The 13803-nt window shown below is 38.6% G+C and carries 11 protein-coding genes; 5 read left to right on the top strand and 6 right to left on the bottom strand.

Translation table 11 applies throughout. The features are described 5' to 3' along the window. Position 1: 1 nt before the first annotated feature. A complete protein-coding gene (locus tag BCL90_RS20665; protein WP_121286779.1) occupies positions 2-1006 on the top strand; it encodes a cytochrome d ubiquinol oxidase subunit II in 1005 nt (334 codons plus the stop codon). Positions 1007-1215: 209 nt separating this feature from the next. Here BCL90_RS20665 and BCL90_RS20660 read toward each other — a convergent pair whose 3' ends face one another. Together BCL90_RS20660 and accD are read right to left on the bottom strand one after the other, a co-directional pair. Next, the gene (locus tag BCL90_RS20660; protein ID WP_121286777.1) at positions 1216-2763 is read right to left on the bottom strand and encodes a M20/M25/M40 family metallo-hydrolase; all 1548 of its coding nucleotides are present in this window, start codon (positions 2761-2763) and stop codon (positions 1216-1218) included. 381 nt (positions 2764-3144) lie between these two features. Further along, positions 3145-3990: an acetyl-CoA carboxylase, carboxyltransferase subunit beta gene (gene accD, locus BCL90_RS20655; RefSeq protein ID WP_121286775.1), complete on the bottom strand. Its 846-nt coding sequence runs from the start codon at positions 3988-3990 to the stop codon at positions 3145-3147. Positions 3991-4300: 310 nt separating this feature from the next. On the opposite strand from accD, the gene fbaA reads away from it, so the two are divergent. From fbaA to BCL90_RS20635, 4 genes are all read left to right on the top strand, one after another. Continuing rightward, positions 4301-5380 carry a class II fructose-bisphosphate aldolase gene (fbaA, locus tag BCL90_RS20650; protein ID WP_121286773.1) on the top strand — a complete coding sequence of 360 codons (1080 nt, stop codon included), beginning with the start codon at positions 4301-4303 and terminating at the stop codon, positions 5378-5380. Positions 5381-5518: 138 nt separating this feature from the next. Then, the gene (locus tag BCL90_RS20645) at positions 5519-6025 is read left to right on the top strand and encodes a low affinity iron permease family protein (protein ID WP_121286771.1); all 507 of its coding nucleotides are present in this window, start codon (positions 5519-5521) and stop codon (positions 6023-6025) included. Continuing rightward, positions 6000-6422, top strand: a complete 423-nt coding sequence (locus tag BCL90_RS20640) for a GNAT family N-acetyltransferase (protein ID WP_121286769.1) — start codon at positions 6000-6002, stop codon at positions 6420-6422. The genes BCL90_RS20645 and BCL90_RS20640 overlap by 26 nt, the downstream gene beginning before the upstream one ends. Before the next feature lie 118 nt (positions 6423-6540). Then, positions 6541-6810, top strand: a complete 270-nt coding sequence (locus tag BCL90_RS20635) for a GIY-YIG nuclease family protein (RefSeq protein ID WP_121287310.1) — start codon at positions 6541-6543, stop codon at positions 6808-6810. Between the two features lie 129 nt (positions 6811-6939). On the opposite strand, the gene BCL90_RS20630 is transcribed toward BCL90_RS20635, so the two are convergent. The 4 genes from BCL90_RS20630 to BCL90_RS20615 form a co-directional block, all read right to left on the bottom strand. Further along, the gene (locus tag BCL90_RS20630) at positions 6940-7800 is read right to left on the bottom strand and encodes a hydroxymethylglutaryl-CoA lyase (RefSeq protein ID WP_121286766.1); all 861 of its coding nucleotides are present in this window, start codon (positions 7798-7800) and stop codon (positions 6940-6942) included. Positions 7801-8028: 228 nt separating this feature from the next. Beyond that, positions 8029-9348, bottom strand: a complete 1320-nt coding sequence (locus tag BCL90_RS20625) for an NAD(P)/FAD-dependent oxidoreductase (RefSeq protein WP_121286764.1) — start codon at positions 9346-9348, stop codon at positions 8029-8031. Between the two features lie 450 nt (positions 9349-9798). Beyond that, the gene (gene secDF / locus BCL90_RS20620) at positions 9799-12780 is read right to left on the bottom strand and encodes a protein translocase subunit SecDF (RefSeq protein WP_121286763.1); all 2982 of its coding nucleotides are present in this window, start codon (positions 12778-12780) and stop codon (positions 9799-9801) included. A gap of 510 nt (positions 12781-13290) precedes the next feature. Continuing rightward, a complete protein-coding gene (locus BCL90_RS20615) occupies positions 13291-13782 on the bottom strand; it encodes a dihydrofolate reductase (RefSeq protein WP_121286761.1) in 492 nt (163 codons plus the stop codon). Positions 13783-13803: the final 21 nt, after the last annotated feature.

The raw sequence follows: 13803 nt of genomic DNA, 5'->3' as shown, positions 1-13803 counted from the left end.
GATGGAACAAATTGTAATTACATTTTTATGCATGGCCATTCTACTCTACTTTTTATTGGGTGGAGCTGATTTTGGTGCAGGGATTATAGAACTATTTACTTCAACAAAAAACAGGAGTAAAACCCGTAAAACCATGTACCAGGCCATTGGTCCGGTTTGGGAAGCCAACCACATGTGGCTCATTATTGCCATAGTAATCCTTTTCGTGGGTTTTCCACATATTTATACCACCATGTCGGTTTACCTGCATATCCCTTTGGCCATTATGCTCATCGGGATTATTGCCCGTGGTACCGCTTTTGTATTCCGCCATTATGATGCTGTAAAAGATGATATGCAGTGGTTATACAACCGGATATTTCGGTATTCGAGCTTTGTAACGGCTTTGTTTTTGGGTATTATTGCCGGAAGTTTAATTTCGGGCCATATCGACACACAGGCGACTGATTTTTATACTGCCTATATATCGGGTTGGTTAAACTGGTTTTCAATCGCAGTAGGCTTCTTTACGGTGGCACTTTGCGGTTTCCTGGCAGCCATCTATCTTATTGGCGAAACAGATGAATATCATGATAAACGCCGTTTTATTAAAAAGGCCGAATTTATGAATATCGCTGCGGTAGTTTTTGGTGCCATGGTATTTATTGCTGCACAGCGAGATAAAATTCCATTGATCGATTGGGTTTTTAAAAGCAATGTGGGTTTATCGGCCATTGTTCTGGCGAGTTTATCGTTGGTACTGTTATGGTATCTATTGATTAAAGGTAAAACCAAGGTTTTACGCATTTTAGCGGGCTTTCAGGTAACGATGATCCTTTTGGCAATTAGTTATGCCCACTTTCCAAATTTTATCCGTTTAAAAAGCGGAGATGCAATCTCACTATTGGAAACAGCTGGGCCAGAAAAAACCATTTACAGCTTAGGTTTAGCACTTTTATTGGGAAGTGTATTGATTTTACCTTTTTTAGGGTATTTGTTTTATAAGTTTCAGAAGAAGGAAGAGTAGGTATTGATGTCAATCAAAAGTATCGTCATCTCGACTGGAACGCAGTGGAATGGAGAGATCTACGTAGATAGATTTAGCTTCGCTGAGCACTCCGTGGTTCTCGGCTGCGTTGCACTCCGCTCGAAATGACGATGCGCACTAAAGATTATTCAAACAAAAAAGAGCATCTGTTTCCAAATGCTCCTTTAAATTATATTCAAATTATTTATCTACAAACCACCTTTTCTATTCGATTTGGTTTGTACCGGCCAGGTTGCTGGTTTTCCGGTACGTTCGTTAACCGGTAAATCTTTTGCTTTTTCGGTTGAGGTTTTTTCAGAATCTTCTGAAGCCATATAAACCATGATGGCAGCTAAAATCACATTGTTTCTAATTTCGTCGAAAACCAACTTATCGTAACTGTCTCGGTTGGTGTGCCAGGTGTATGTTCCGTAGTCCCAGCTGGTAGAGCTTAACGAGTAACCCAATGCTCCAGCGGCTACAAATGACGCGAAATCTGACCCACCTGCGCCAGGTGTTCCAGGGAAACTTGTTTTAATCTGGTTTCTAATCGTATCCGGTACTGCGGCCAACCAGCGGGTGATGTAATCTTTTGATTTAGCAAAGCCTTGTCCGCCAATGTTAACCACGCGGCCTGTTCCATTATCCTGGTTAAACAAAGCCTGGAGGTTGTTCACAATTTCCGGGTGATCTTCTACAAAAGCTCTTGAACCATTTAAACCCTGCTCTTCACTTCCCCAATGTCCAACCAAAATGGTGCGTTTTGGATTAGGATAAATTTTCTTTAAAATGCGCATGGCTTCCATCATTAAGATCGTGCCAGAACCATTATCGGTAGCACCACTTGCGCCATCCCACGAATCGAAGTGTGCTGAAAGCATCACGTATTCGTTTGGTTTTTGTGTGCCTTTAATTTCAGCGATCGTATTAAAAGTAGGTACAGCACCTAATTTCTTCGAATCTGCCTCGATTTTAAGCTTCGGTTTGTCGCCATTTAAAGCCAAACGGTAAACCAGGCCATAATCTTCGACAGATAAATCTAAAGTTGGTATTTTTGTGGTGTTTGCACCAAAAATTTTATCTACGCCAAAACCCTGCGACCAGTTGTTGATCACTACAGCCACAGCACCTGCATTTTCTAAAGCTACGGGAAGGGTTTTAGCCGTTAAACCAGTTTTAGCAAGGCTTGTAGCCCAAGCTTTAGCCGCATTAGCTTTTTCTTTTTTAAACTTTTCGAAAAGGTCTTTTGTGGCAAATTCTTCCCAGTTTTTTTCTGGTCGGCCAGAAAGTTGGTTCATGGAAATTAAAACAATTTTACCTTTTACATTGGGTAACCATTTCTGAAATGATAATGAATCTGTAATTTCTGGAAGGATAATCGCTTCTGCATTAATGGCTTTACCATTGGTTGATGGGCTCCAGGCCAATTGTGTACCTTCTAAAGTGCGAACACGCGGACTTACCAGATCGATATGGGTAATGCCTCTTTCCCAGCCGGCCCATTCGCCCCATTTTTCTTTCTTGGCGGAAATGCCCCAATCACTATATTTTTTAACTGCCCAATCGTTGGCCTGTTTCATTTGTGGTGAGCCAACCAAACGAGGACCAACAACATCAAGTAATTCGTGCGCGAGTTTTTCTAATTGAGAGTTTTCGTTTACTTCTTTAACAATATTGTCGATAACTTTCCTGTCTTGCGCAAAAATGCTTGCTGAAGTGCACAGAAATAGTGTAGAAAATAGTAGCTTTTTATTCATAATTAGTTAGGGTTGATTATTTGATGCACTAATTTATGAAATATGGAGTAGGGTTGGGGGATGTTAATGGAAATGTTGCAGGAGTTGATGTTACCACCCAGTATATTTTGACCACCTAAGACACCTTAGTTCACCTAAATAAGGAGTAGCCTTTTTCTTTGTATCTTGGTGCCTTTGTGGTAAAATTAGACTCGCTAGAAAAACCCCTCATAAGAACCACTGGCTATGCAAGCTAAACCTGATTGTCGTGGAAAGCCCGGAGTGTAGCGAGGACTTGAAGCAAAAAGCAGGACTGAATTCACCGATTTATTCAAGCCCTGCTTTTCTTATTATAAGTTTATTTGTTTACTGCTCAACTTGTACTAATGACTATTGAACCAACTAATTGTTCATCATTTTGATAAAAGCGCCCAATTTAGCTTTCATGGCTCTTCTGTCAACGATAAAGTCAAGGAAACCATGTTCCAGAACGAATTCGGAAGTTTGGAAACCTTTAGGTAAATCTTTTTTAATGGTTTCTTTAATTACCCTCGGACCGGCAAAACCGATCAGAGCGCCTGGTTCGGCAATGTTGATATCGCCTAGCATGGCATAAGAGGCCGTTACACCGCCAGTAGTTGGATCCGTTAATAAAGAGATGTATGGAACTTTAGCCTGACCTAATAAAGCGAGTTTAGCCGAAGTTTTGGCCATTTGCATTAATGAAAATGCAGCTTCCATCATCCTAGCGCCACCTGATTTAGAAATCATCAAAAACGGAACTTTATGTTTGATGCTATAATCGATTGAACGTGCAATTTTTTCGCCCACAACCGAACCCATTGAACCACCGATGAAAGCGAAATCCATACAGGCAATAACGAGATCCTGACCTTCAATTTTACCAACACCTGCCCGGATAGCATCTTTTAAGCCGGTTTTAGCCTGACTTTCTTTAATTCTATCGGTATAAGGTTTGTTATCATTAAAGTTTAACGGGTCGCCTGATGTTAAGTTAGGGAACAGCTCTTTAAATTCGTTATTATCAAATAAAACCTCGAAATATTCTTTTGAGCCTACTCTCAGGTGGTAATTACAGTAATGACAAACGTATTTGTTTTCCTGAAGTTCTGCCTGATGTAGCGGTTTCTTACAATTTGGACATTTATTCCACAAACCATCTGGTGCTTCTTTTTTCTCTTCTGTTGTGGTAATGATACCTTTATTCTCTCTTTTAAACCAAGCCATATAATTTTTTGAAGAATTGGATTGCAAAGAAACGAAAAATAAAATAAAGTCGAACCTTATTAGACGTAAAAATAGTCGATGGTTAATTGGTTGATGCTTAATAGCTAAGTAGCTGAAGTAATTGAAAACCTGTATTTGCCCATTGTGAACTTCGAATTGAAAACTGAAGTGTGTCTTTTTTACACTAAGGATAATGTGTTTTTTACACTAAACAGGCTTTATTTTGCTGTTAGGCAAATAATTCTGTTGTTACAAAAGCTTGGAATGTTATTTTTTTTTATAACTTCGGACTTAATAAAATTAACAAGAAATGAGTTTAAAAGGCTACAAAGGCGTAATTTACGGAGATGCCGTTCAAGAATTGTTTGAGCAGGCTAAAAAACATCAGTTTGCTTTACCAGCAGTAAACGTTACCGGTACCAATACGGTTAACGCGGTATTGGAAACTGCTAAGGCAGTAAATTCGCCTGTTATGATTCAATTGTCTAATGGAGGTGCACAGTTTTATGCTGGTAAATCATTAGATAATGAGAAATTACAAGCATGTATTTTAGGAGCTGTATCGGCTGCTAAACATGTACATTTATTGGCAGAGCATTATGGTGTTGCCGTGGTTTTACATACCGACCACGCCGCTAAAAAATTATTGCCTTGGATTGATGGACTTTTAGACCACGGTGAAAAAATCTTCGCTGAAACCGGAAAACCTTTGTTTTCATCACACATGTTGGATTTATCGGAAGAATCTATTGAAGAAAACATGGAAATTTCTGCTAAATACTTAGCACGCATGGCTAAAATGAACATGACTATCGAAATCGAACTTGGTGTTACAGGTGGTGAAGAAGATGGTGTTGATAATAGCGATGTAGACAGCTCTAAATTATATACTCAGCCTAGCGAAGTGGCTTATGCTTACAAAGAATTAAGCAAAGTTTCTCCTCGTTTTACTGTTGCTGCTGCTTTTGGTAACGTACACGGTGTTTATAAACCAGGTAACGTAAAATTGCAACCGGTAATTTTGAAAAATTCTCAGGATTTCATCAAAGAAAAATTCAGCTTAACTGCAGAGAAACCGATCAATTTCGTATTCCACGGTGGTTCTGGTTCTACTCAGGAAGAAATCAGAGAAGCAATTTCTTATGGTGCAATTAAAATGAATATCGATACTGACATGCAATGGGCATTTTGGGAAGGCATTTTAGAATATTACAAAAAGAATGAAGCTTATCTTCAAGCCCAGATCGGTAACCCTGATGGCGATGATAAACCAAATAAAAAATACTATGATCCACGCGTATGGTTGCGTAAAGGTGAAGAAACTTTTGTAAAGCGTTTAACTACGGCTTTCGAAGATCTAAACTGTATCAACGTTAATGATAAACTGTAATTTTTGATTGCTTTTTAAGATTAGAAGTCTATCAGCCATTCAAAAATCAATCATTCAATAATTACAAAGGCGCCATGGGTTTAAAACTTATGGCGCTTTTGTTTGTTTTATAGTTATATTTAAGCAAACAAATTTGTAATGGCAAAATCTATAAACGAAACCAGGAAAAATAATTTTTTTGAGAAATTCGCAAACGCGGCAACCAAGTTTACAGGTAGTTCCGTTGCATTTATTTCAGCTACTGCTATTGTAATTATTTGGGCGGTAACAGGCCCTTTGTTTAATTACTCTGAAACCTGGCAATTGGTGATCAATACGGGTACAACGATTATAACATTTTTGATGGTTTTTTTGATCCAGAAAGCACAGAATAAAGATGGTAAAGCGATCCAGTTAAAATTAAATGAATTGATTGCTGCACAGCAGGGGGCAAGTAACCGGATGGTGGATATTGAGGATCTGAGTGAAAAGGAACTGGATCAGTTACATAAATTTTACGTTACGATTGCTACACTTGCCAAAAAAGAGGCCGATATTCATTGCTCGCATTCAATTGATGTTGCGAAAGAATTAAATGAATCGAAATTAAAATCGAATAAACACTTTAAACACCACGATAATGAGTCTGCACGTTCAAAAAGTTAATCATCCAGAAGATTTAGATAAAGTATTTGCTATTCGTAAAATTGTATTTGTAGACGAACAGAATTGTCCGCCGGAACTGGAGTGGGAGCATGAAGATGAATCTGTACATTTTCTGGCCACAAATAACGGACAGCCTTGTGGTGCCTGCAGATGGCGTAAAACGGATAGTGGTTACAAGTTAGAACGTTTTGCGGTTTTAAAAGATTTTAGAGGGCAGGGAGTTGGCCGGGCACTAATTGCTGAGGCTTTATCTGACCTGCCTGAAGACGCACACTATATATACTTAAATTCACAATTAGATGCCATGAGTTTGTACGCTAAGTTTGGTTTTGTTGCTGAGGGTGATCAATTTGAGGAAGCTGGGATTCAGCATTTTAAAATGGTGAAGAAGGTTTAAAAGTGATATCGTCATTGCGAGGTACGAAGCAATCTTAATGCGGTCGCTATGTTGAGTCATCGGAAAGACAAATAATTTAATCAAAACTAAAAATGGAGAGAGGAGGATGCGTTTTATCATGGCAAATTCTTTCAATACCGTTTTTTATACTGGTGTAACTTCGGATTTGCAGGGTCGGGTTTGGCAACATAAAAACAACAAATTTCCAAAAAGCTTTACTTCAAGATATAAATGCTATAAACTTGTTGATTACTCATTTTTTTCTGAGATTGAAGAGGCTATTTATGAAGAAAAGAGAATTAAAGGTGGAAGACGCCAACAGAAAATAGATTCGGTTGTATCTAAAAATCCAAATTGGATTGATTTATATGAAGGATTGGTTTCATAATTCCGTCATTGTGAGGCACGAACCAATTTTAAAGCGATCGCTGGATTTGAAGTAAGTTCCCACCCATAGTAGTAGGATTGCTTCGTGCCTCGCAATGACGACTTTTGTTATGGGATTGGGCTAAACAAACTACCCAAATATCTTTCCAGATAATGCCATAGCCTCATTCCATTTATCCATATCCAGATTTAAATTTTCTCCATTATCATGAAGAAAACTGATGACATCTTCAGTGGCAATATTACCTGTGAGATCATCAGCAGCCATGGGGCAGCCGCCAAAGCCCTTTAAAGCGGAATCTATACGCTTTACACCCGAATGATAAGCAGCTTGGATCTTTTCGAGCCGCTCAGCAGGATTAGAGTGTAAATGGATACCAATTTCAGTCTTATTAAACCTCGAAATGAGTTTTGGTAATATAGCTTCAATTTTTTTTGGAGTGGAAACACCTACGGTATCGGCCAGCGATAAAATTTCAACGCCTTTACCTACTAATACATCAGCCCATTTTTCTACAATTTCATAATTCCATTCATCACCATAAGGATTTCCAAAACCCATAGACAAATAAACAACCGCTTTTTTGTTGCTTTTAGCACAAAGGGAGAGCATTTCTTCGACCGTATTTAATGATTGTGATATGCTCGAATTGGTATTACGCTGCTGGAAGGTTTCTGATATCGAAAAAGGGAAACCGAGGTAATCAATAGCTGTATGCTTTACTGCATCTTCTACGCCCCTTAAATTGGCTACAATGGCCAAAAGCTTTGTAGCGGTGTTACTTAAATCCAATTGTGCCAAGACTTCGGCAGTATCGGCCATTTGCGGAATGGCTTTAGGCGACACAAAACTTCCAAAATCCAGCGTATCGAATCCAACCTGAAGCAAAAGATTTAAATATTCGGCTTTAATGACTGTAGGAACAAATTCGTGCAATCCCTGCATGGCATCGCGCGGACACTCTACTAATTTGAAGTTATTTTGGCTCATATTTTTGGTTTAACCGCAAAATGCGCAAAGTTTTTCGCAAAGAAAAGAAGAATTTGAGATTAGTGTTGATGGTTCATAGTCTTTTGGTTGATAGCCAGGGTGCATAATGGATTTATCTTAAGTCAATTAACCTTTTGGGCTATGAACCAATAAACCATCAACTATGAACCATTAGGCGCTGGAAATTCACCAATCAACCAATCAACCAATCAACCAATGACAAATGAACTAATGCACCTCACTCTTCACTTCTTCCCTATAATCCACACTTCGATCTTTCGCAAAGGTTCTGATAATTAAACGGGTTCCCCGATCGTAGCTGAAGTAACTCCAAACCCAGTTTACGAAAACAATGATTTTATTTCTGAAGCCTACCAATGTCATTAAGTGCACAAACATCCAGGTAAACCATGCAAAAACACCCTGGAAACGGATTTTGCCGATATCAACAACAGCTTTATTTCTACCCACTGTGGCCATTGAGCCCTTATCGAAATATTTAAATTTCTCTAAAGGTTTATTTTCTTTGATGTTAATGAGGTTTTTAGCGAGGTGATGGCCTTGTTGAATGGCTGCCGGAGCTACTCCCGGGTGACCGTTTGGTGTTTCTTCGTCGATAATAGCAGCTACATCGCCAATGGCATAAATATTCTGATATCCTACTATTAAATTTTGGGTATCTGTTTTTAATCTGCCGCCTCTCACCACTTCAGCCTTATCTAAACCACCCAAAACCTCGCCCTTAACGCCAGCGCTCCAGATTACGGTTGAACTTAAAATTGGTGCTTTATCATGTAAGGTGAGTGTATGTCCGTCGTAACTCAGTACCCTGGTTTCATTCATAATCTGAACGCCCATTTCGGTAAGGAAATCTTTGGCTTTTTTTTGCGCCTGTGGAGACATTACCCCCAACAATTCAGGTGAATTTTCGATCAGGTAGATGTTCACCCTGCTCAAATCCATTTCCGGATAGTCGTTAGGAATTACATGCCTTTTAAGTTCAGCAATGGCACCAGAAGTTTCAACACCTGTCGGACCACCGCCCACTACAACAAAGTTTAAAAGCGCATTCTTTTTATCTAAATCTTTTTCGATCAGCGATTTTTCGAAATTCTGTAAAATCAAACTTCTTAAATCCAGTGCTTCCGGAATTGATTTCATCGGCATCGAATTGGCTTCAATTTCTTTATTGCCGAAAAAATTACTGGTTGAACCCGTGGCGATAACCAGATAATCGTAGTTGATTCTACCGATATCGGTTTGTAAACAATTTTCGGCAGGATTAACTTCGGTAACTTTCGTTACCCGGAAAATCAGGTTCTTTTGTCCTTTAAAAATCTTCCGTAAAGGAAAAGCAATCGAATCTGCTTCCAAACCTCCTGTAGCTACCTGATAAAGCAACGGTTGAAAAGTATGATAGTTATGTTTATCAAGCATAACCACCTGAAAGGGTTTATTTTTTAAACGTTTAGCTAACTCAATCCCACCAAATCCGCCACCAACAATCACTACTCTGGGGTATTCGCTTTTTGGAAGTTGTAAATCCATTTTCGTATCGGTTTTATCTATTGCTAATGTAACAAAAAGATAGCCAAAAGGTTTAATAATTGAGGTTTTGACAGTTATGCTGGCTTAAAAAAGAAGATATAACGCTGGTATGACGAAGGCGGGTTTTTGCAGGTTTATAGTACTAACTCAGGTTAAATAAACCTGATAGGAATGGAAATCCTTTTTAATTTGCAGTAGCCCTGAACATTTTGTCATGCTGAGGAACGAAGCATCTGCAAACGATGGAACAGATGCTTCATTCCTCAGCATGACAGTGCCTAGTAAAAATATTTGAATGTATAGCAGGACTATCAGAACCGAAGAATTACTGCCTTTGCTTTTAAAAAACAAAAAAAATGGTGTCTTTGTGCCTTCGTGGTAAAAAAGCAGGGCACAAAAAAAAGCGCCCCGATAAATCGAAGCGCTTATATATTTTAAGATTTTAATCTCTTATTTTTTCTCAGCTGAGCTACCCAAATCGATTACGATAGGAGTAGAGATACATAATGATGAGTATGTACCAATGATACGGCCGATCAATAATGCGAAGATAAACCCACGGATGCTATCGCCACCGAAAATGAAGATTACCAATAACACGAAGAATACGGTTAATGAGGTTAAAATGGTACGACTTAATGTACTGTTCAACGCGAAGTTGATTAAGTTGTTACGCTCTTCACCGTGTAAATCTTCTTTACCAGATTCTTTTAATTTCTCACGGATACGGTCGAATACAACAACTGTCTCTGTCATGGTGTAACCCATTACCGTTAAAATTGCTGCGATGAAATCCTGACCAATTTCTAGTGAGAATGGCATAATACCATCTAAAATAGTGTAGAAAGATAATACCATTAACACATCATGGAACAAGGCGATTACAGCACCTAAACCATACTGCCATTTTTTGAATCGTACAACGATGTAGATAAACATGAATAAACATGAAATCAATACGGCATAGAAAGCACCGTTTACGATATCGCTTGCAATAATCGGCGTTACCTTTTGTGAACTTACGATTTCATATTTGGATCCGGCTAAACCTTTGTTTAAAGCATCTTCTACAACTTTATCAGTTTTAATGTCCTGATCTTCGATGTGGAAAGTAGTGGTGATTTTTACCTGACTATCTTCTCCTGCAGTTTTAACCTCTGGCGTTTCGTTACCGAAAACCGGGTTTAACTTAGCTTTTAAATCTTCAGTGTTAACTGCTTTATCGAAGTGAACCAAATAAGTTCTACCCCCTTTAAAATCTACACCTAAGTTTAAACCGCCATTTTTGAAGTACATACCAATACCGGCAATAATAATGATGGTAGAGATAACGTAATAGATTTTACGACGGCCAACAAAGTTGAAGGCTAAGTTTTTAAATGCGTTACGTGTTAAGCTATTATCGAAACTTACATCGATTTTGCGGCTTAATAACGATTCGAAAACTACTCTCGAAATGGCTACAGCTGCAAATAATGATGAAAGGATACCGATACATAAAGTAGTGGCGAAACCTTGAACTGGTCCGCTACCGAAAACATAAAGGATAGCACCTAAAATAAATAAAGTAACGTTTGAATCAATAATTGAAGGCATTGCATGTTTAAAACCTTCCTTAATTGCCGTAGCGGTGTTCTTGCCATGTGCAAGCTCTTCACGTACACGCTCAAAGATAAGGATGTTTGCATCTACCGATAAACCAATGGTTAATACGATACCAGCAATACCAGGTAATGTTAATACTGCACCAAGTGATACCAGGATACCAATGATGAAGAATAAGTTGATTAACAACGCAAAGTTTGCAACCCAACCTGCACGGTGATAATACAACGCCATGAAGATTAAGATTACGATAAAGGCAATTACGAAAGAGATTAAACCATCGTGAATAGCTTGTGCACCTAAAGTAGGACCAACTACGTAGCTACCTGCAATACGCGCAGGAGCAGGCAATTTACCAGCTTTTAAGATGTTTGATAAATCTTTAGTATCTGCCTGGGTAAAATTACCAGTGATTTGAGAAACACCACCAGCAATTTCATTTTGAACAGTAGGAGCAGAATAAACCTGGTTATCTAATACAATGGCAATAGATTTTTTGTTATTTGGATCAGCAGCAGCCTCAGCAGTAATTTTTTTCCATTTAGCAGCACCCTCGCTGGTCATGTACATGGTTACTTCTGGTTTGTTGTGTTGATCGAAATCATCTTTCGAATCGCTTATTGCATCACCACCTAAATCTGGTTTGCCGTCGGCACTCACCACTTTAATGGCATATAATTCAAAAATTCTCGAACCTTCTCTTGGTTTAACACTCCACATAAATTTCATCGTAGATGGAATAGATGCAGCAACTTCTGGAAGTTTTAAATAAGCATTAACTTTTGCAGTATCTTTTTGTAACGACATACCAACAACTGCACCAGGCATTAATTGTTGTTGTCCGTTTTCGCCTTGATAAATCGGTAAGTTAAGAACAGCATACAATGGGTTAGATTTCATCAATTCGGCTTTAACTGCACTCGAATCTTTTTTACCTAAGCCAGCAAGTTTGCCACCTTTAGCGGTAGTGTCTTTAGCAGCAGCTTTTTCTAAGCCGGCTAATTTACCACCAGCAGCCGGAGCAGCCGTAGTATCTTTAGCAGCTGGGGCATCAGCTTTTAATGTTGCCGCTAAAATTTTATTAATGTTTTCTAATAATGGCGCAACCTCTTGTACCTGGTATACCTGCCAGAATTGTAATTCGGCAGAACCTTGTAAAAGTTTAGCCATACGCTCTTGGTCTTGTACACCCGGCATCTCGATTAAGATACGGTTACTACCCTCTTGTTTCTGCATGTTCGGACTTACAACGCCAGAACCATCAATACGAGAACGTAAAACAGTAAATGAACGATCGATAGCACTTGTTGCTTCTTTCTCTAAGAAAGATTCAACTTCTGCGTTGCTTGCACTAGGTTTTAACTGAGATGCGTTATCCTGGTTAGAAAAATAATCTGCAAGTTTTACTCCAGGGCTTAATTTTTCGAATTCATCAACAAAAATTTTGATGTAATCTTTACCACCGGCATTTAATTGAATCTGTGCATTCTGAACAGCTTTGTTGAAGTTCGCATCAGTAGGGTTACCCGCTAATGATTTTACCAACTCCGCCAACGATATTTCCATCGTTACGTTCATTCCGCCTTTTAAATCCAGACCCAAATTAATCTCTTTCGCTTTTACCTCTTGATAAGTAAATCCAACTAATGGATAAACTTTTACGGTACTCATCGAATCTAAGTAAGCCTTTTCTTTGGCTAAATCACCCTTCGCAGCGTTTTTTGCGTCTTTTTCTACCTTGGATGCTACCAAAGTAAAAGAAAGTGCGTACGCACAAACGATAGCCAATACTATCGCTATAAACTTAATAAAACCTTTTCCTTGCATTGTTTGTTTAAAATAATTTGTCTTTCGCTGTTTTTTAACAAGTCGGCAAATCTAATTAAATTTTTAAATTATAGAACCCCTTAATTGATAAATTATTAACATTAATTTTTATCAGGCAATAATCCTTCAGGATTCATCAGGCAGAATTCATTTCGGAGGACTAAATTTAGAATGAAATAGATTTGGAAAGCAATTACAGAAGCTTTTGGGCTTTATTCCATCTCACTAATGTTTTAATCTTTTCTTTTTGTGTCATGCTGAGGCACGAAGCATCTTTTCATACGTGGGTTCTTAGAAACAAAGACAAATGATCGATCTTCTATTGAAAAGCAATACCTGTGTTTCTTTGGCTCTGATAGTCCCGCTCCGTTTTATTTCACTGCGCTTCATGCTCACTGCCATCGGGTTTAGCTGGCAGGGTTAGAAGTATCTATTTGGAGAGGATAACTTGTAAATAAGATGCTTTGCGCTCCTTGCGAAGTTCTTAGCGTTCTTTGCGGTTAAATTGAGTTAAATCCTTTCCAAAACCTCAAAAGTATAATCGTATTTATTTTTTTCGTCTGCTTTGTGTGTTTCGCTGCTAACTACGCTCCATTCGTTCCGGTCTATTTCCGGGAAAAAAGTATCTGCGTCAAAATTGTGGTGGATCGTCGTTAAATAAAGTGTTTGTGTTTTTGGTAATGCTTGTCTGTAAACTTCGGCACCGCCCACAATGAATACGGGCTTATTTTCGGTTTTGGTAATTGCTAAAGCCTCGTCCAGGCTATTTACCACTTCAACGCCTTCAATTTTTAATTCGGTATCTCTTGTAATTACAATATTCCTGCGGTTTGGCAATGGTCTGCCTACAGAATCGAACGTTTTACGGCCCATTACCACGGTATGCCCCGAAGTAGTTTGTTTAAAAAACTTTAAATCGGCTGGCATATGCCATAAAAGCTGGTTGTTTTTGCCAATTGCGAAGTTTTCGCCTACGGCTACGGCGATAGAAATATTATTCATTAGTAACGGTGAATTATGGAG

Origin of the sequence: Pedobacter alluvionis (assembly GCF_003664035.1) — a bacterium.
Classification (GTDB): domain Bacteria; phylum Bacteroidota; class Bacteroidia; order Sphingobacteriales; family Sphingobacteriaceae; genus Pedobacter; species Pedobacter alluvionis.
This window is presented reverse-complemented; position numbering and strand designations above follow the sequence as displayed.

What these genes read in the sequence shown, in the direction of transcription:
- BCL90_RS20665 (WP_121286779.1), top strand. Translation starts at nt 2, where the DNA reads ATGGAACAAATTGTAATTACATTTTTATGCATGGCCATTCTACTCTAC.
- BCL90_RS20660 (WP_121286777.1), bottom strand. Translation starts at nt 2,763, where the DNA reads ATGAATAAAAAGCTACTATTTTCTACACTATTTCTGTGCACTTCAGCA.
- accD (WP_121286775.1), bottom strand. Translation starts at nt 3,990, where the DNA reads ATGGCTTGGTTTAAAAGAGAGAATAAAGGTATCATTACCACAACAGAA.
- fbaA (WP_121286773.1), top strand. Translation starts at nt 4,301, where the DNA reads ATGAGTTTAAAAGGCTACAAAGGCGTAATTTACGGAGATGCCGTTCAA.
- BCL90_RS20645 (WP_121286771.1), top strand. Translation starts at nt 5,519, where the DNA reads ATGGCAAAATCTATAAACGAAACCAGGAAAAATAATTTTTTTGAGAAA.
- BCL90_RS20640 (WP_121286769.1), top strand. Translation starts at nt 6,000, where the DNA reads ATGAGTCTGCACGTTCAAAAAGTTAATCATCCAGAAGATTTAGATAAA.
- BCL90_RS20635 (WP_121287310.1), top strand. Translation starts at nt 6,541, where the DNA reads ATGGCAAATTCTTTCAATACCGTTTTTTATACTGGTGTAACTTCGGAT.
- BCL90_RS20630 (WP_121286766.1), bottom strand. Translation starts at nt 7,800, where the DNA reads ATGAGCCAAAATAACTTCAAATTAGTAGAGTGTCCGCGCGATGCCATG.
- BCL90_RS20625 (WP_121286764.1), bottom strand. Translation starts at nt 9,348, where the DNA reads ATGGATTTACAACTTCCAAAAAGCGAATACCCCAGAGTAGTGATTGTT.
- secDF (WP_121286763.1), bottom strand. Translation starts at nt 12,780, where the DNA reads ATGCAAGGAAAAGGTTTTATTAAGTTTATAGCGATAGTATTGGCTATC.
- BCL90_RS20615 (WP_121286761.1), bottom strand. Translation starts at nt 13,782, where the DNA reads ATGAATAATATTTCTATCGCCGTAGCCGTAGGCGAAAACTTCGCAATT.